The organism is Streptomyces maremycinicus, assembly GCF_001184025.1.
In the GTDB taxonomy this organism is placed as follows: domain Bacteria; phylum Actinomycetota; class Actinomycetes; order Streptomycetales; family Streptomycetaceae; genus Streptomyces; species Streptomyces maremycinicus.
The window spans coordinates 158,260-175,390 of record NZ_BBYG01000015.1; the positions used below are offsets into that span (position 1 = coordinate 158,260).

16 protein-coding genes are annotated in these 17,131 nt (G+C 72.4%); 11 read left to right on the plus strand and 5 right to left on the minus strand.

What is annotated here, in order from left to right; genetic code table 11:
* The first annotated feature begins 28 nt into the window (after nt 1–28).
* Entirely contained in the window at nt 29–793 is a 765-nt protein-coding gene (locus AOQ37_RS21500; protein ID WP_062646226.1) for a VOC family protein, read from the plus strand.
* A 43-nt stretch (nt 794–836) separates the two neighbouring features.
* On the opposite strand, the gene AOQ37_RS21505 is transcribed toward AOQ37_RS21500, so the two are convergent.
* Nucleotides 837–1,406: a MarR family winged helix-turn-helix transcriptional regulator gene (locus AOQ37_RS21505; protein ID WP_062646563.1), complete on the minus strand. Its 570-nt coding sequence runs from the start codon at nt 1,404–1,406 to the stop codon at nt 837–839.
* 137 nt (nt 1,407–1,543) lie between these two features.
* On the minus strand, nt 1,544–3,157 hold the full coding sequence (locus tag AOQ37_RS21510) for an FUSC family protein (RefSeq protein ID WP_062646227.1): 1,614 nt from the start codon (nt 3,155–3,157) through the stop codon (nt 1,544–1,546).
* A 361-nt stretch (nt 3,158–3,518) separates the two neighbouring features.
* Between AOQ37_RS21510 and AOQ37_RS21515 the strand changes: the two genes are divergently transcribed.
* From AOQ37_RS21515 to AOQ37_RS21540, 6 genes are all read left to right on the plus strand, one after another.
* The gene (locus tag AOQ37_RS21515; RefSeq protein WP_062646228.1) at nt 3,519–4,061 is read left to right on the plus strand and encodes a DUF5134 domain-containing protein; all 543 of its coding nucleotides are present in this window, start codon (nt 3,519–3,521) and stop codon (nt 4,059–4,061) included.
* Nucleotides 4,062–4,142: 81 nt separating this feature from the next.
* Nucleotides 4,143–5,078: a M56 family metallopeptidase gene (locus tag AOQ37_RS21520; RefSeq protein WP_062646229.1), complete on the plus strand. Its 936-nt coding sequence runs from the start codon at nt 4,143–4,145 to the stop codon at nt 5,076–5,078.
* A 676-nt stretch (nt 5,079–5,754) separates the two neighbouring features.
* Nucleotides 5,755–6,426: a phosphatase PAP2 family protein gene (locus AOQ37_RS21525; RefSeq protein ID WP_062646230.1), complete on the plus strand. Its 672-nt coding sequence runs from the start codon at nt 5,755–5,757 to the stop codon at nt 6,424–6,426.
* Nucleotides 6,423–6,944 (plus strand): hypothetical protein, encoded by a 522-nt coding sequence (locus AOQ37_RS21530; protein ID WP_062646231.1) that lies wholly within the window; start codon nt 6,423–6,425, stop codon nt 6,942–6,944. The genes AOQ37_RS21525 and AOQ37_RS21530 overlap by 4 nt, the downstream gene beginning before the upstream one ends.
* Nucleotides 6,945–7,014: 70 nt before the next feature.
* A complete protein-coding gene (locus AOQ37_RS21535; RefSeq protein WP_062646564.1) occupies nt 7,015–7,755 on the plus strand; it encodes an HAD family hydrolase in 741 nt (246 codons plus the stop codon).
* A gap of 138 nt (nt 7,756–7,893) precedes the next feature.
* A complete protein-coding gene (locus tag AOQ37_RS21540; protein WP_062646232.1) occupies nt 7,894–8,601 on the plus strand; it encodes a TetR/AcrR family transcriptional regulator in 708 nt (235 codons plus the stop codon).
* Here the strand turns inward: AOQ37_RS21540 and AOQ37_RS21545 are convergent.
* Nucleotides 8,589–10,091, minus strand: coding sequence for an LVIVD repeat-containing protein (locus tag AOQ37_RS21545; RefSeq protein WP_062646233.1), 1,503 nt, complete (start codon nt 10,089–10,091; stop codon nt 8,589–8,591). The two genes, AOQ37_RS21540 and AOQ37_RS21545, sit on opposite strands and share 13 nt — an antisense overlap.
* Before the next feature lie 192 nt (nt 10,092–10,283).
* On the opposite strand from AOQ37_RS21545, the gene AOQ37_RS21550 reads away from it, so the two are divergent.
* Nucleotides 10,284–10,922, plus strand: coding sequence for a DUF305 domain-containing protein (locus AOQ37_RS21550; protein WP_062646234.1), 639 nt, complete (start codon nt 10,284–10,286; stop codon nt 10,920–10,922).
* A gap of 85 nt (nt 10,923–11,007) precedes the next feature.
* Here the strand turns inward: AOQ37_RS21550 and AOQ37_RS21555 are convergent, their stop codons facing one another.
* On the minus strand, nt 11,008–11,655 hold the full coding sequence (locus AOQ37_RS21555; RefSeq protein ID WP_199825067.1) for a DUF6214 family protein: 648 nt from the start codon (nt 11,653–11,655) through the stop codon (nt 11,008–11,010).
* Nucleotides 11,656–11,854: 199 nt separating this feature from the next.
* Between AOQ37_RS21555 and AOQ37_RS21560 the strand changes: the two genes are divergently transcribed.
* The 3 genes from AOQ37_RS21560 to AOQ37_RS21570 all read left to right on the plus strand — a co-directional run bounded on the left by AOQ37_RS21560 (nt 11,855) and on the right by AOQ37_RS21570 (nt 16,230).
* On the plus strand, nt 11,855–13,231 hold the full coding sequence (locus AOQ37_RS21560) for an FAD-dependent oxidoreductase (protein ID WP_062646566.1): 1,377 nt from the start codon (nt 11,855–11,857) through the stop codon (nt 13,229–13,231).
* 315 nt (nt 13,232–13,546) lie between these two features.
* Nucleotides 13,547–14,944: a nucleobase:cation symporter-2 family protein gene (locus tag AOQ37_RS21565; protein WP_062646235.1), complete on the plus strand. Its 1,398-nt coding sequence runs from the start codon at nt 13,547–13,549 to the stop codon at nt 14,942–14,944.
* Nucleotides 14,945–15,426: 482 nt separating this feature from the next.
* The gene (locus AOQ37_RS21570; protein WP_062646236.1) at nt 15,427–16,230 is read left to right on the plus strand and encodes a pectate lyase; all 804 of its coding nucleotides are present in this window, start codon (nt 15,427–15,429) and stop codon (nt 16,228–16,230) included.
* Between the two features lie 76 nt (nt 16,231–16,306).
* On the opposite strand, the gene AOQ37_RS21575 is transcribed toward AOQ37_RS21570, so the two are convergent.
* Nucleotides 16,307–17,059 carry a PaaX family transcriptional regulator C-terminal domain-containing protein gene (locus tag AOQ37_RS21575; protein WP_062646567.1) on the minus strand — a complete coding sequence of 251 codons (753 nt, stop codon included), beginning with the start codon at nt 17,057–17,059 and terminating at the stop codon, nt 16,307–16,309.
* Nucleotides 17,060–17,131 lie beyond the last annotated feature (72 nt).

A 17,131-nucleotide genomic window follows, 5' to 3' on the forward strand; every position in this document is an offset into this window, starting at 1 on the left:
GGAAGGGGTCCCTTTCGGAAGGAACGCCATGAAGCTCGACGCGCCCGTGCCCGGCGGGCCCTGCTGGGCCGAGCTGGGGACGACCGACCTGGAGGCGGCGAAGCGGTTCTACGCGGAGCTCTTCGGCTGGCGCGCGGAGACGGATCCGCGCCAGGAGGCGGGCGGCTACACCGTCGCCCACCTGGGCGAAGCGGCCGTCGCGGCGCTCAGCCCGCTGTACCAGGAGGCACAGCCCTGCGCCTGGAACGTGTCGTTCGCGGTGACCGACGCCGACGTCAGCGCGCGGCTGCTCACGGAGGCCGGGGGCAAGGTGCTGGTCGGCCCGATGGACGTCTTCGAGGTGGGTCGTTTCGTGGTCGCCCTCGATCCGGGCGGTGCCGCGTTCCAGCTGTGGCAGGCGCGGACCTTCCGGGGCGCCGGGCTGTTCAACGCGCCCGGCTCGCTCGGCTGGGTCGAGCTGCTGACCCGCGACCGCCACCGCGCGGAGACCTTCTACACGACGGTGTTCGGCTGGACCGTCCGTTCCTCCGAGAACTACCTGCAGTGGGGCGTCGGCGGCGCGGACTTCGGCGGCATGATCACGATGGACGAGAAGTTCCCGCCCGAGGTGCCCCCGCACTGGCTGCCGTACTTCGCGGTGGCGGACGTGGAGGAGTCCACCCGGACGGCGGTGGAGGCGGGCGGCACCGCGCTCATGGAACCGACCTCGGTGCCGGACGGCCCGCGGATCGCCGTACTGCGGGATCCGCAGGGCGCGGTGTTCGGCGTGTACCGGGCGGGGGACGAGGGGTGAGCGCCGACGGGCCGGGGCGTCCCGTCCCGCGTCGCCCCCGCGCTCAGACCCGCAGCGCCCGCATGCGGCCTTCGAGCCGACTCAGCAACTCGCCCAGCAGGTCGGCGAGTTCGCCCTGCCGGTCGTCGTCCAGGGCGGACAGTACCGCGCTCTCGTAGACGAGCTGCTCGGGCATGATGCCGTCGACGAGGTCCCGTCCGGCGTCCGTGAGCCGGAGGTGGGCGACCCGGCGGTCCCGGGTGTCGACGCGACGGTCGACCAGTCCGCGCTCGGTGAGCTGCTTGAGCCGCTTGGTGACGGCCGCCCCGGAGGAGAAGGTCTCCCGGGCCAGTTCGCCGGGCGTCAGCTCATGGCCGGTGCGGCGCAGCGCGCCGAGCAGGTCGAACTCGGCACGGCTCAGGCCTGCCCGCCGAAGGGGGGCGTCCTCGGCCTGCTGAAGGAGCGCGGCGCAGCGGTTGACGCGGCCGATGATCTCCATGGGGCCGGTGTCGAGATCCGGCCGGACCGTCTGCCACTGCCGTACGACGGCGGCGACGGTGTCGTTCCGTACCGGCTCGACCGGGTCCGCCGGGGCTGCCTGGCCCCCGGGCCCCGCCGGAGCTCCGCTGCCCAGGGCGTCGCCGCCGTCCCGGCCGTCGCCGCTCCTCGGGCCGTCACCGGTGGTCCCGGGGCCCGCGGTCGCCGGTTCCGATCCGGTCTTTGGACCTTCCCCCGTCCCGTCCCCGGCCGCCGCCCGTCTCCGCGTCGCCGTCATCGCCGTACGTCCTCCGCTCCCGTGCTCGCGTCCCGGCCCAGGAGCAGCCCCTGGCGCCGTACCGTCGCCGCGAGCGTACGGTGTCCGGACTGTTCGGCCGCCACGACCCGCTCCTCGGGCAGTGCGCGCTGCCACCACTCGCCGGAGGCGGCGTCGGCGGTGGCGCGCAGATCGACCAGCGCGGCGGCCAGGCCGCGCCGGGCCGACTCCAGCGCGCCGGGGGCGGGGTGCGGCTCCGCCAGGAGGCGGGCGGCCTGCTCGCGGGCCCGTTCGACGGCCGTCAGCGCGTGCCCGAGGCGGTCGCCGGCCCGGCGGTTGGTGACGGCGACTGCGGCGACGAAGCCGACCACGGCGCCGACGAGGGTGTCCACCAGCCGCTCGGTGATCAGCCGGCCCGGGTCCTGCACCTGCGCGAACTCGGTGATGAGCAGGGCCATCGGGGTCACGCAGACGCTGCCGAGCCAGTAGTTGCGGCTGATCAGCGCCTCGGCGCCGAAGTTGAGAGCGAGGCAGATCAGGACGAGGGCGACCTGCGCGAGGTGGGCGAGCGGGACGAGCGCGGCGAAGGCGAGCACGCCGACCAGATTGCCGACGACCCGCTGGATCCCGCGGCTCCAGGTGAGCGTGAGGTTCGCCTGGTAGAGCGAGGCCGCGGTGACCAGGGCCCAGTAGGGGCGGCCGATGCCGAGCGCGAGGGAGGCGTATCCGGCGAGGGCACAGCCGAGGGCGGTGCGGGCGGCGATCGGTGCGAGGGGGCCGAGGCGCAGCCACAGCGGCGGCCGGCCGGTGGAGAGTTCGGCTTCGACGCCGAGGAGTTCGTCGTCGTCCACCAGGTCGTCCGGACGCGGGACCGGGCCGGTACCGCGCAGGTCGCGGGCCCAGTCCCGCAGCCGCGCCGGGTCGGTGTCGGCGGGGGCGGCGAGGGCGATCTCGGCGCGGACGACCAGCCGCTCCAGCGCCCGGCGGCTCTGCGTGGCGCGGGCCGTCAGGAGGGTCTGCCAGGCGGCGTGCACGGCGGCGGCGGCCGCGGCCCGGGTCCGGGCGTGGTCGTCGCCGGTGCCGCCCGTGGCGGCGTGGGACGCGGCGGTGTTCAGGGCGTGGGCGGTGGCCCGGCGCTCGGGGCCGTGCGGCCGCAGCAGTCCGGGCGCCATGCCGATGAGCCAGGCCCAGGCACCGGCGGCGAGAGCCAGGGCCAGATGGCCGGGCACCTGCCCGGGGGTCTGCGGGGTGAACAGGGCGGCGGAGCTGATGAAGGTGAGCACCACGTTCGCGGGCGGACCGAGGCGGGTGGCGTCACAGACCGTCTTCTGCGCGGCCGCGAGCAGGGCGCCGACGGTGACCAGGACGACGGTGTCGTCGGTCAGCGCGGCCGCGAGCAGGGCGACCGCCAGGCCGGCGGTCATACCCAGGACCACCCAGGCCAGGATCCGGGCCCGCGCCGCGTAGGGGCGGTTGTGGGCGTACAGCGCGCACAGGGACCCGGCCATCGTGTACATGGCCAGATCGAGCCGTCCGAGGGCGAGCAGCACGAGGTTCGGCGGGGCGACGGCGGCGATCACGCTCAGGGCGGGCTTGAACCAGATGTCGGAGGGCCTGCCGAGGCGCAGCACTCCGGCGATCGGGAGGCGGCGCCCCCGGCGCTGCCCGCACCGGCGTCCGCTCCGACATCCCGGCCGTCCGTTGTGGTGTCCGGGCTGTCCGCTCCGACGACCGGGCGGCTCGCCATGCCTTCCGCCGTGCTTCCCGCCCGGCTGCCCGCCGTGCGGTTCGGCGGCGGTCGCGGAGCGGGCCGCGGGGCTGGGGTCCTGGGGGGTCGCACTGCTCATACCCACTAATTTAGCATGTGTTTTACTCGTGAACTATCTCGGTGCTCCGTCGAACGCTCCCCGTGTACACCCTTGCGCCCGCGTGCGCACGGTGTGCCGTGGGCATCGCAATCCTCGATTGCGAACGTCGAGCGGGGAGGCGCGCGTGCACGGACCGGCTTCGCCCGGCTGGCTGCTGGTGGCGCTCTGTGCGGCGACCGGGGCCTACTGCCTGCTGCGGATGCGCAGCGGGGTCGAGGAGCAGCGCAGGGCCGCGGGCGGCGAAGCGCTGATGGGCTTCGGGATGGCCGCGATGGCCGTGCCCGCCGCCGCGTTCACGCCGCCCGCGTGGGCCTGGCCGGCCTTCGCGGCGGTCTTCGGCGCGGCCGCGCTGCGTGCCCTGTGGGCGGCCCGCACCAGCGCCCATCACCTGCACCACCTGGTCGGAGCCGGAGCGATGGTCTACATGGCCGCCGTGATGGCCGCCGCGCCCGCGCACCGGCACGGACACGGCGGCTCCGGAGTCCCCCTGCTGACCGGGGTGCTGCTGCTGTACTTCACCGGGTACGTGCTGCTCGCCGGCGTCCGGCTGTTGCCGGTGGCCGGGGCGGCGGGCGCAGCCGTGGCCTGGAGCGACCGGCCCGAGGTGGCGCGGGCCTGCCGGCTGTCGATGGGCATCGGGATGCTGGCCATGCTGCTGACGATGTGAACCCAACTCCGGCGTGGTCTGCGTCACTTCACCGTGGCAAGCCGTACCACCGAGCGGTACGCCGCTCATAGGGTGCTGCCCATGATGGTCCCCGCGGTACTGCTGCTGCTCGGTGCCCTGACCTCCGTGATCGCCCCCCGGCTGATCGCCCGGGCCGACTGGCCGGACCGTGAACCGGTGGTCGCGCTGTGGGCGTGGCAGTGCGTGGTCGCCGCGGTGCTGCTGTGCTGCGCGCTGTCGATGACGCTCAGCGCGGCGGCGGCCTGGCAGGCGGTGCGCGGGCATGTCTTCGCACCGGCTCCGCGCGCGGTGGTCGAGGCGTACGCGCTGGGCGCGACGGGCCCCTGGGCGGCGGCGACCGCGGTGGCGCTCGCGTGCGGCGGACTGTGGACCGGGGCGATGCTCGTGCGGGAGGTACTGCGGAGCCGGTCCGGACGCCGGAGCCGGCACGCCGAACTCCGTTTGCGCGCACCGTTGTTGCCGGGCGAGGAGGCCGCGTCCGGCCGTCTGCTCGTCCTGGAGGGTGAGCGGCCCGACGCCTGGTGGCTGGCGGGCACCGCGCCCCAACTGGTGGTCACGACCGCCGCGTTGCGACGCCTGAAGGGGCGTCAGCTGGACGCGGTGCTGGCGCACGAGCAGGGGCACGCCCAGGCGCGTCACGACTGGCTGCTGAACTGCTCCACGGCACTGGCCACCGGCTTTCCGCAGGTACCGGTGTTCGCCGCGTTCCGCGACGAGATGCACCGACTCGTCGAGTTGTCGGCGGACGACATGGCCTCCCGGCGCTTCGGACGGCTGACGACCGCGCTGGCGCTGGTCGAACTCAACGAGGACCGGGGCGTGTTCGGCCCCTCCCCCGCCCCGCAGTCCCATGTGCCGCTGCGCGTGCACCGGCTGCTCACACCGCCAGACCGCCTCACCGCGGCCCGCCGGTTGCGGCTGACGGCGGCGGCCTCCCTGGTCCCGGTGATCCCGGTACTGGTGACGCTGGTCCCCGCGCTCCGGGCCCTGGGCTGAACCCAGGGCCGGCAGGAGCACCCGCGCTGGAGCCGCGGCCCGGCCGCTCCGCCCCCGCACGCCCCCGCCAGGCCCGCCCCCCGACGACAGCAGGGGCCTCGCCCGTACCGGTCCGAACCGGTGGTCCCGGCAGCCGTCGACATGGCCGGAACCAGTACCGGTACCACGGCGCCGCCGCCGGTAGCCACGACACCTGCGCCCCCGACCCTCGCAACCCGGCTGCCGGACCGCTCCGGACACCGACAGGCCCGGCTCCCCCAGCAGCCGGCCTGACATTCTCACGGCCCCGCCGCCTCTGGCCCGGGGTCACCCCTGGCCCACCCCGGGAGCGTCCCGCCCGCCGACGGCCACCACCTCCTGCCGAGGATCTCCAGCGGAGCCCAAGAATCCGGGGCCAGGAATCCGGGGGAACGGATCCGGGGGAACGATTCTCGGGCCACGACCCCGGGCGAACGCCTACCGGGCCACGACCCCGGGGGAACAACTCCCGGGCCACGACTCCCGGGCCACGGCTCCCGGGCCGCGACTCGGGGCCGGGACGCCCCACTCCGGCAGCGGGATCGGCCGCGCTCGGTGGGCGAGGCAGCAGCGCCGGGGGTCGCTCCCGGCGACCCCGGAGCCAGGCCCGACCGCCGCGAGTTCGCTTCCAGCCCCACCGTTCAGCGAGGATCTCCGTATGCACCATCCGTCCGTCGACTCCCCGCCGCGCCCACCCGGGCCGCGCACGACGCTCCGGACCGCTCTTGTCCTGGGGCTGTGCTCCGTCCTGCTCCTCGTCCTGGTCGCGGCCGACTGGCACCCACTGATCTCCGTCGACGGCGACATCTCCCGCACCACCCATCGCTGGGCCGTCGCCGACCCCGATGTCACCCAGGCCTTCCGTATCCTCACCGACTGGGTGTGGGATCCCCTGACCATGCGTCTGCTGGGGGCGGCGGTCGCCGTGTGGCTGGTGTGGCGGCACGGGGACTGGTGGACGGCCGGGTGGCTGGTCGTCACGGCGGCACTGGGCACCCTGATCCAGCAGTCCCTCAAGGCGGGGGTGGGTCGCGCCCGCCCGGTCTGGCCCGACCCGGTCGACTCCGCCCACTACGCGGCCTACCCCTCCGGGCACGCGCTGACGGCCACGGTGGTGTGTGGCCTCCTGCTGTGGCTGCTGCGCCGGCACGGCGTCTCCCCCGCTGTGTGGCGCACGGCGCTGGCGGTGGCCGTGGTCTCCGTGGTGGGGGTGGGACTGACCCGGATCTGGCTGGGTGTGCACTGGCCCTCGGACGTCCTGGGCGGCTGGCTGCTGGGCGCCCTGCTGGTGACGCTGGCGATCGCGGCCCACCTGCGCTGGCACCGGTGACGGCGGCCGCGACCCCGCCGGGGCGGCGGTACGGCTATGTGGGGCCCGAGGACGTGCGGCGGGCTGTCCTCCCCGGTGCGGGCGGCCGGGTGATCCACCGTGCCGCGGACCTGGACGCGTACGCGGGGACGGAGGAGGAACCGTTCACCTACGTCGTCGGACTCGACGGCCTGCTGCGCCTCGCGCCCCGGCGCAGCGAGCACGTCGCCTGCGCCGACGGCGCGGACGTGCTCGGCGCGGGCGAGATCTCGTTCCGCCGCACCCCGCACGGGCCGCGCGTGCACGAGGTCAGCAACCAGTCCACCGGCTACTGTCCCGACCCCGACTCCTGGCCCGCCGTGGCCGCCGCGCTGGACCGGGCCGGCATCGGCCGTCCCGACGGGTTCACGCACGCGCTGGTGTTCCGGCGCTGCGAGCGGTGCGGAGAGAACAACGTGGTCCGTGAGGGGGTCTTCGTCTGCGTGTTCTGCGACGGCGATCTTCCGGCCGAGTGGAACCTGACCGTGCGGGACACGTGAACGCGACGAGGTCGGCGGGGAGTGCGGGGACCACGGAGGCTCTCGGGTTTCTAGACTCGACCCCATGCGCATGACAGCCGTGTTGTTCGACTTCTCCGGGACCCTGTTCCGCATCGAGTCCGCCGAGTCCTGGCTGCGGGCGGTGCTGGAGGCGGCGGGCGTGGCGCTGCCCGCCGCGGAGCTGGCGGAGACGGCACGGGCGCTGGAGAGAGCCGGCGCGCTGCCCGGCGGGGCGAGTCCGGTGCGGCTGCCCGCAGGGGTCGCGGACCTGTGGCGGGTGCGGGACGAGAGCGCCGAGCTGCACCGGGCCGCGTACACCGGTCTGTCCCGTCAGGTGCCGCTGCCGGACCCGGCTCTGCACGACGCCCTGTACGAACGGCACCGGATCCCCGCGGCCTGGGCGCCCTATCCCGACGCCCTCGACGTGCTGAGCGGGTTGCGTGCGCGCGGGCTCCGGGTGGGTGTGGTCAGCAACATCGGCTGGGACCTGCGGCCGGTGTTCCGCGAGCACGGCCTCGACCGGTACGTCGACGCGTACACGTTGTCGTACGAGCACGGCTTCCAGAAGCCGGACCCCCGGCTGTTCACGGCCGCGTGCGCGGCGTTGGACGCCGATCCCGGCGGGACCCTGATGGTGGGCGACGACCGGCGCGCGGACGGTGGCGCGGCGGCGCTGGGCTGCGCGGTGCACTTCGTGGACCACCTGCCCGCTGCCGAACGCCCGGACGCGCTGCGGACGGTGCTGGACCTGGTGGGACGACCCGACGACCACGGCGCGCTCCCCGCCGACGGTCGCCTGAGGCCACCATGACGGGAAAAGCGCGCCCACTCTGGACGATCCCCCGCGTCGCCCAGAGCAGGCGGCAGCCCGGTGTGCTCCGAAAGGGAACCCCACCGGGTTGTCCTGAGTATAGTTGGCTGGCAGCCAGTCAACGCAGGAGTTCCCAGGATGTCCCCGCGCAGCGCCTCGGTCAATGAAGAATTGCGGCGCCGCTCCCGGGAGCGGCTCCTTCAGGCCGCCGTGGAGCTGGTGAGCGAGCGCGGGTACGAGGCGACGACGCTCGGTGACATCGCGGACCGGGCCGGCTCGGCGCGCGGTCTGGTGTCGTACTACTTCCCCGGCAAACGGCAGCTGGTCCAGTCGGCGGTGCACCGGCTCATGCACCGCACGCTGGAGGAGGCGCTGGAGCGGGAGCCGCGCACCGAGGACGGCAGGGAGCGGATGGCGCGGGCCATCGACGGCATCCTGGGCCTGGCCCGGGACCGTACGGTGCTGATGCGCCAGCACATGGCGGGCCTCTTGCAGGCCGAGGGGTTCGTGCAGTGTCCGGAGCAGCAGCGGCTGGCCGAGCTGCTGCGGGACACCGCGGCCCGGCGCGGGTCGCAGGACGTCGACCACGACTACCCGATGCTGCGTTCCCAGCTGATGGGCGCGGTCTACGCGATGGTGCTGCCGAACGTGCCCCTGCCGCTCACGACCCTGCGCGCCGAACTGTTCGCGCGCTACCGGCTCGACTGGGAGCAGGGGGTCCCGCCGGACGCCGAGGCGTCCGGCGGGAGGTGTGACACCGACCTGTCGCGCTTCTTCGCGACCGACCCGACGGCTCCGCGGAGCGAGGGTCGGAGTCAGGGCCAGGGTGAGGGTCAGTCGAAGTAGTCCGGCTGGGTCTGGACGTTGAGCTCGGGGACGCGGACCCGCTTGGCCGGGTCGGTGCGCCGGTCGCTGAGCTTCAGCACGTCGAAGCCCTTGGCGATGTCGTTGGAGTAGATGTAGCCGTTGTAGTAGTACGCCGACCAGGAGCCGCCGCCCACCAGGGTGCTGGTGGAGATCGGACCGCGCTCGAAGTAGGCGATCTCCTTCGGCTTCGAGGAGTCGGTGAAGTCCCAGACCGAGACGCCGCCCTGGTACCAGGCCTGGACCATGATGTCCTTGCCCTTGACCGGGATCAGCGAGCCGTTGTGGGCGACGCAGTTCTCGGTGTCCGCCTGGTGGCGGGGGATCTTGTAGTAGCTGCGGAAGACCAGCTTGCGCTTGTCCCCCTTGCCGACGATGTCGTAGATGCCGTCGGCGCCCTTGTCGGGTCCGATCGCCGCGTTGCACGTGGCCGCGCCGCCGCCGCCGAGCTCGTCGGTGAACACGACCTTGTTCGCCTTCTGGTTGAAGGTCGCCGAGTGCCAGAACGCGAAGTTCACGTTGTCCTGGACCTGGTCGATGACCTTCGGGTGCTCCGGGTCCTTGATGGAGAACAGGATGCCGTCGCCCATGCAGGCGCCCGCCGCGAGGTCCTCGGAGGGCAGGACCGTGATGTCGTGGCAGCCGGTCGTCTTGGAGACGCCCGGGTTGGTGGGCGAGCCCGGGTTGCCGCCGCCGTCCGGGCCCTCGCCCGGGAAGAGCACGGGGAAGCTCACGATCGCCGCCTTCTCCGGCGACTTGCGCGGCACCTTGATGACCGAGATGCCGTCGTGCGGGGGCTGGCAGTCCGGATAGGCGGCGTTCGGCGAGTACGAGGAGACGTAGATGTAGACGTTCTTGCGCTCGGGCACCAGGGTGTGGGTGTGCGAGCCGCACGCGGTCTCGACGGCGGCGACGTACTTCGGGTTCGCCTTGTCGCTGATGTCGAAGACCTTCATGCCCTCCCAGGAGGACTTCTCGGTCACCGGCTGCGTGGTGCTGTTGCAACTGCTGTCGCTGCGCGAGGAGTCGGTGGACAGGAAGAGCAGGTCACCCGAGACGGAGATGTCGTTCTGCGAACCGGGGCAGAGCACCTGGGCGATGGTCTTCGGCGACTTCGGGTTGCTGATGTCGAAGACGCGGAAGCCGTCGTAGTTGCCGGAGAAGGCGTACTTGCCCTGGAAGGCGAGATCCGAGTTGGTGCCCGGCAGGGCGTCCTTGGGGATGTTCGTCAGGTGCTCGATGTTGTCCGAGTGGACGATCTCGTCCTGCCCGGGTATCTCGCCGTCGGCGATCGCGGCCGCCGCCTCGGCCCGGGCGCCCTGGGACACCTCCTGCTGTACGGCAGGTCCGTCGCCCGGGTCGGGGGTCGCGGCCGCCGGCACGGCCGTCAGGAGTGCGGCCAGCAGTCCGGTACACGCGGCGGCCACTCCCAGCCGTCTGCGGCGCGTTCGAAGGTCGTTCAACAGGGTCACTGCGTCCTCCCTTGTAGCCGTTCACGGGGGAACGGTTCGCGGTGCTCCGAAGTATCGTCTTCATCATGCACATATCAAGGGCTGGCAACGCACTCGTAATGAATCTTTCCGTTGGGTAGGGCGATCCATGGTGCGAAGATCCAGAGGACGACGGCAACCCCGTCCTCAACTCATCTGCCTCAGGAGGTCGTTGTGCTCGTCCGCCGCGTACCCCTCGTCTCAGCCGCGCTGCTGCTCGCCCTGGCCCTCGCGGGGTGCGACTCCGGTCCTGACACCGGGTCGGGTGCGGCGAGCGGCCCTTCGGTGATCGCGCCGGGCAAGCCGGGCGAGACGAACCGGACCCTCTCGGCCCAGGACGCGGCCGAGCAGCGCGCCGACGACGACACGCCCAACTCCGCCGACGTGGCGTACGCGCGGATGATGATCCAGCACCACGGCCAGGCCCTGGAGATGACCGGGCTCGCGGCGAAGCAGGCCGGGTCGGCGGCCGTGAAGGGCCTCGCGTCGCGGATCGGCGCCGCGCAGGGACCGGAGATCGAAGCCATGAAGGGCTGGCTCACGACGTACGGCGAGGACGAGACGGCAGGTGGGCACGAGCACACGGCGATGCCCGGGATGGCCACCGAGGCACAGCTGAACGAACTGCGCGCGGCCCGCGGCAAGGCGTTCGACGCGCTCTTCCTCACCCTGATGATCACCCATCACGGGGGCGCGCTCACCATGGCCGCGGACGTCAAGGCACAGGGCAACAACGTGCGGATCGAGGAGATGGCGGACGATGTGATCGCGCAGCAGACGAGCGAGATCACCCGGATGCGCGGGATGCAGTAGCCCCCCGGGCGGGGCCCCGAGTCGAAGCCCGGGCCCGTAGCCCTGTTCAGCGGCTCTGGGCCTCGGGACTGGACAACAGGACTGCTCAGCGCCGGGTGTGACGTGGCGCCAGGTAACCGGCGTCCCGCGCCTGGGAGATCAGCCGCAGCGATCGGCGGCGGCTGTGCCCCGTCGCGCACATGACCGCGAGGACGGGGTCCGCGCCCTCCTCCTGGGCGGCGCGGTACTCCTGCGCCACCAGCCACCGCCCCTCGACGCCGCGCGGCCAGGCCGGACGGGCCCGCCGGGGGCCGATCGACTCGTCGGCGACTCCGGCGACTCCGGCGACTCCGGCGACTCCGGCGACTCCGGCGACTCCGGCGACTCCGGCGAGGGAGGGATCCCACCCGTCGTCCGCGCCATGTCCGCCGTCCGCGCCGGTGTCACGCCTGCCCTCCGCGCCGTAGACGCCGTACGCGTCCTCCGCGTACTCCATGTCCTCGACGCCCGCCGCCTCGAGCCCGCCGCCCTCGTCGCACCTCTCGAACAGCGGCCCCTCGATCCAGTCCGCGAGCACCGTCAGGTCCACGAGGGACAGGGGTGGCTGGGCACGGACGTCCTCGACCGAGACCCGCCCCTCGCAGACGACGGCCAGCAGCTCGACGCGGGCTCCGTCGACGAACCCCAGCCGCACATGGAACCAGGACGTGGCGCTCCCGGCTTCCTGAACCTGCCACGCGGGCCACACCGACACCGTGCCGTCCTCGGCGGAACGATCAGAAAGATTAAGAAACGATGCTTCTAGCACACACGCAACGTAACCGCATGATCACTTTCCATACGAACGGACACGCACGCGGCAACCGCGCACAGCACCCTGTCAGCGGAGCCGCGCCGGTGCGATGCTGGAGACACCTGCGATCTCCTCCGTCCCCCTGGGTAAGGAGTTCCGCGTGCTGCGTGTCGCCGTCGTCGGCTCGGGGCCGAGTGGGGTCTACACCGCCCAGAGCCTGGTCCAGCAGGACCCCGAGGTGCTGGTCGACGTCCTGGACCGGCTGCCCTGCCCGTTCGGGCTGGTGCGGTACGGCGTCGCTCCGGACCACGAGAAGATCAAGTCGCTCCAGAGCAACCTGCGCACGGTGCTCGAACACGAGCGGGTGCGCTTCCTCGGCGGGATCAGGATCGGGGCGGGCGGGGTGCCGCCGGCCCGGTTGCGCGAGCTGTACCACGCGGTCGTGTACTGCGTGGGGGCCGCGACCGACCGGCACCTCGGGGTACCCGGCGAGGAACTGCCCGGCAGCTGGTCGGCGACGGAGTTCGTGTCCTGGTACAGCGCGCATCCGGACACCGTCGCCGAGGGGTTCCTGTCCGACGTCCGCTCGGCCGTGGTCGTGGGCGTGGGGAACGTGGCGGTGGACGTCACCCGGATCCTGGCCCGGCGGACCGCCGAACTCAGCCCGACCGACATGCCCCAGGCGGCACTGACCGCGCTGGCCGCGAGCGAGGTCGGCGAGATCCACATGGTGGGTCGGCGCGGCCCGTCCCAGGCCCGTTTCACCACCAAGGAGCTGCGCGAACTGGGCGGCCTGCCGGACACCGAGGTGGTCGTGGACGAGGCCGAGCTGGCGCTGGACCCGGCCTACGGCGATCCCTCCGCGCTGCCGGCGGCGCAGCGGCGCAACGTGGAGGTGCTGCGCGACTGGGCGGCCGCCGCGCCGGGACGCGGCGCCCGGCGGCGGATCCGGCTCCGCTTCTTCCTGCGACCCGTCGAACTGCTCGCCCGGCAGGGCCGGTTGGGGGCGGTGCGTTTCGAGCGGACGCTGCCCGACGCGCACGGCGGGGTGACGGGCAGCGGACGGTACGAGGACATCGAGGCACAGTTGGCGCTGCGGTCGGTCGGTTATCGCGGGGTGCCGCTGGAGGGGCTGCCGTTCGATCCGGAGCGGGGCACGGTGCCGCATCTGGCCGGACGGGTCCTGCGCGAGGGCGCGGTGGCACCGGGCGAGTACGTGGCGGGCTGGATCAAGCGGGGCCCCACCGGGGTGATCGGCACCAACCGGCCGTGCGCGAAGGAGACGGCGACCTCGCTGCTGGCGGACGGCCCCGTCCTCGCGCGGCGGGAGCTGCCCCGCGATCCGCTCGAACTCCTGCGGGCCACCGGCGCCGAACCCGTCGGGTGGGCGGGATGGCTGGCGATCGAGCGGGCCGAAGCGGCGCTGGGCGCCTCGCTCGGGCGGGGTGTGGTGAAGCTGCCGGACTGGGCGGCCCTGCGGCTGGCGGCGGGCTCCGCGGAGATCTGTGTACAGGACACACAGCAGCAACATCGATGAAATCAACAAACTGTTCAATTCCCGTACGTTCTCATGCTGTTCAGCCTGCCCCAGCCGCCCAGCCCATTCAGCCCTTTCATCCCGTTCAGCCGATTCGGGCCGTTCATCCTGTTCGACTGATTCAGGCTGTTCAGTCCATTCGACCCATTCGGCCCGTCCGAGTCGCCTGATTCGTCTGAGTCGTCCACCCCTCCGGACTGTCCCGCCTGCCCGTCCAGCATGTCCGGACTCTCCGGCCCTCCGGCCTGTTCGGCCTGTTCCACCGTTCCGCCCGTTCCACCCGTTCGGATTCCCCGCCGCCGCTCTGGAGTGCCCATGACCACGACCGCGTCCGTTCATCCCGTCGACGAGGTGCCACCCGCACGGCAGTTGGCCGCCTTCGGCCTCCAGCACGTGCTCGCGATGTACGCGGGCGCGGTGGCCGTGCCCCTGATCGTGGGCGGTGCGATGAAGCTCTCGCCCGCCGACCTGGCGTATCTGATCACCGCCGACCTGCTGGTGTGCGGGATCGCCACACTGATCCAGTGCGTCGGCTTCTGGCGGTTCGGCGTACGGCTGCCGATCATGCAGGGCTGCACGTTCGCGGCGGTGTCCCCCATGGTGCTGATCGGGACGACGGGCGGCGGACTGCCCGCGATCTACGGGTCGGTGATCGTCGCCGGGCTCGCGATCATGCTGCTGGCGCCCTTGTTCGGCAGACTGCTGCGCTTCTTCCCGCCGCTGGTCACCGGCACCGTCATCCTGATCATCGGGATCTCGCTGCTGCCGGTCGCGGGCAACTGGGTCGCGGGCGGCGCCGGTTCGGCGGACTTCGGGGAGCCGAAGAACATCGGACTGGCCGCGTTCGTCCTCGCCGTGGTGCTCGCCGTGCAGCGGTTCGCACCGGCGTTCCTGAGCCGGATCGCGGTGCTGATCGGCATCGTGGTGGGGCTCGCCGTGTCGGTGCCCCTCGGGTTCACCGACTTCGACGGGGTCGGGGACGCCGACTGGGTCGGGATCAGCACGCCGTTCCACTTCGGCGCGCCGACCTTCGAGGCGTCGGCGATCATCGCGATGCTGGTGGTCGCGCTGGTCACCATGACCGAGACGACCGGTGACCTCATCGCGGTGGGCGAGATGACCGGCCGCAGGGTCGAGCCGCGCAGCCTCTCCGACGGGCTGCGCGCCGACGGTCTCTCGACCGTCCTCGGCGGCGTCTTCAACACCTTCCCCTACACCGCGTACGCGCAGAACGTCGGCCTGGTGGGCATGACCCGGGTGCGCAGCCGCTGGGTCGTCGCCGCCGCGGGCGGCATCCTCGTACTGCTGGGTCTGCTGCCCAAGCTGGGCGCGGTGGTGGCCGCCGTTCCGGCGCCGGTCCTCGGCGGGGCGGGCCTGGTGATGTTCGGGACGGTCGCCGCGAGCGGTCTGCGGACGTTGGCCGAGGTCGACTTCAAGGGGAACCACAACCTGACGGTGGTCGCCGTGTCGGTCGCGATGGGCGTCCTGCCGGTCGGCGTGCCGACGATCTACGAGCAGTTCCCCGACTGGTTCCGGACGGTGATGAACAGCGGTATCAGCGCGGGCTGTCTGACCGCGATCGTCCTGAACCTGCTCTTCAACCACCTGCCCGCGAAGGGCGGTCCGGCGCCGGAGAGCACCACCCTGCCGGTCGGCGGCGGGGAGGAGCCCGTCGGCGCCGTGGCGGAGAAGTCCAAGGAAGAAGCCGTCTGACCTCACGACCGTGGGCGGCCGGCTCACCGGCCGCCCACCCCGCATGCCTCCGACCGGGCACGAGGGGCGTGCCCTTGTCGCACGGCGGCACGCGCACGCTTGCCATGGAAGCCCTGTAAGTCATGGAAGCGCTCCCACACTCTTTTCCAGCAAGCCCTTGCTGGTCGGTCGAGGCCTGGCCGGGTGGCCGAATGTCTTCTGCGCAAAGCGTTGACCAGAAAGCGCTTACCCCCTACGTTCCGTTCAGCAGTGTGACCGAGCCGCTCACATCGACCCCCAAAGGGCCGAACTCGCCGTGTACGCGATTCAGCATGGCGTACGACAATCACATACTCGTCCATCCCCCCTACCGGAAGGAGACGCCGCACCTGCGGCACGGACCCTCGCGTACACAGACGCAACGGTTCGCCCACGTCGCGCCGCAGGGCTCCGGCCGCTCGCCACACCACCCCCATCCCCCACCTGGAAGAAGGCATCGGGACATGACTTCCCCAGCACTGCCGCGTCGGCGGCGCACCCTCACCGGCGCACTCGCCGCCCTCACCCTCTCGGTTGGCATGATCATGACTACCGGGGCACTGACCCCGGCGAACGCGGCCACCTGGCCCAGCGCGACCGGCAGTCAGGCGGTCTCCTCCACCATCGCCGTGTCCGGCACCAAGGACTACGGGATGATCCGCCTCTACGGCACGGGTGACCTGGGCAGCGGCAGCCAGGACGAGGACCAGGGACCCATCCTCGAACTGGCCGCGGGCGCGGTGCTCAAGAACGTCATCATCGGCGCCCCCGCCGCCGACGGCATCCACTGCAAGGGCGCCTGCACCCTTCAGAACGTCTGGTGGGAGGACGTCGGCGAGGACGCGGCGACCTTCCGCGGCTCCTCGTCGTCCAACGTGTACACGGTCTCGGGCGGCGGCGCGCGGTCGGCCAGCGACAAGGTGTTCCAGTTCAACGGCGCCGGCACGCTGAACGTCTCCAACTTCGCCGTGCAGACCTTCGGCACCTTCATCCGCTCCTGCGGCAACTGCTCGACGCAGTACAAGCGGACGATCAACCTCAACACCATCGAGGCGACCTACTCGGGCAGCAAGCTCGTCGGCATCAACACCAACTACGGCGACAGCGCGACCCTGAAGAAGATCACGATCGTCGGGGACAGCAGCAAGAAGATCATCCCGTGCCAGAAGTACATCGGCAACAACACGGGAGCCGAGCCGACCACCAACGGCACCAGTGCGGACGGGACCTACTGCAAGTACGCGTCCTCCGACATCACCTACAAATAGGCCCGGCCGATCCCCCCACGGTAACGAGGCGGCCGTACGAAGCGTCCCCGCACGGCGCTTCGCACGGCCGCCGCACCTATGCGCCGGCCGCCGACACCGCGGCGACGAGCTCGCGTTGGTGGTGACCGTAGGCGGTGCGCAGGGCCTGCCCCGGCCAGTCGGCGGGCAGGAGTCCGGCCGGCAGCACCGGGTCGGCCAGGAGATGCCGTACGACCGCCGCGAGGGCGGTGAACAGGTCGGCGGGCCGTCCGGCGCCCTCGACATGGGCCAGCAGGACCCGGGCAGTCCGCGCCCACGCGTCGAGCGGCCACAACCCCGCGGCCAGGTCCTGGGCGGGCTCCTGGGGGCGGACGGCGAAGTGCTGGAGCACGCCCCCGAGGTCCGCGGGCCAGGGCCGGCCGAGGTTGGCGGGTCGCAGCCAGACCCCCTCGCGGAGTTCGGCGAGCCGCAGGGCGCCCAACCGGCCGCGCAGTTCGGCGCGCTCGGCGGCGCCACGGCCGGTCGCGGTGATGACGGCCATCTCCCACTCGCCGTCCCACGCGCGCGTGTCCGGGTGCACGGCGTCGTCCTGACGGCGCTGGCGCTCCAGCAGTCGGTCGCTGAGCCGGTAGACGCCGTCCGTCCGCCGCAGGTCGCCCGCGGCCACCATCCTGCTGAGCGAGGCCCGTACCGTCGAGCCACCGACACCGAACGGCTCCACGCCGCGCACCAGGTCCTTCGCCGCCATCTCGGGCGGGTGCGTGCCCAGCAGCAGGCTCAGGACCACCGACCGCGCGGACAGCGGCGGCAGGTCGACCTCGCCGGGCTGCGCCGTCACGTTCCTCCGCATGAGGCCGTACTTTACGTCCCGCATCGATGTTGCACTATTGCTACACCCGTAGGGAAAGTGCAACATAGCCGC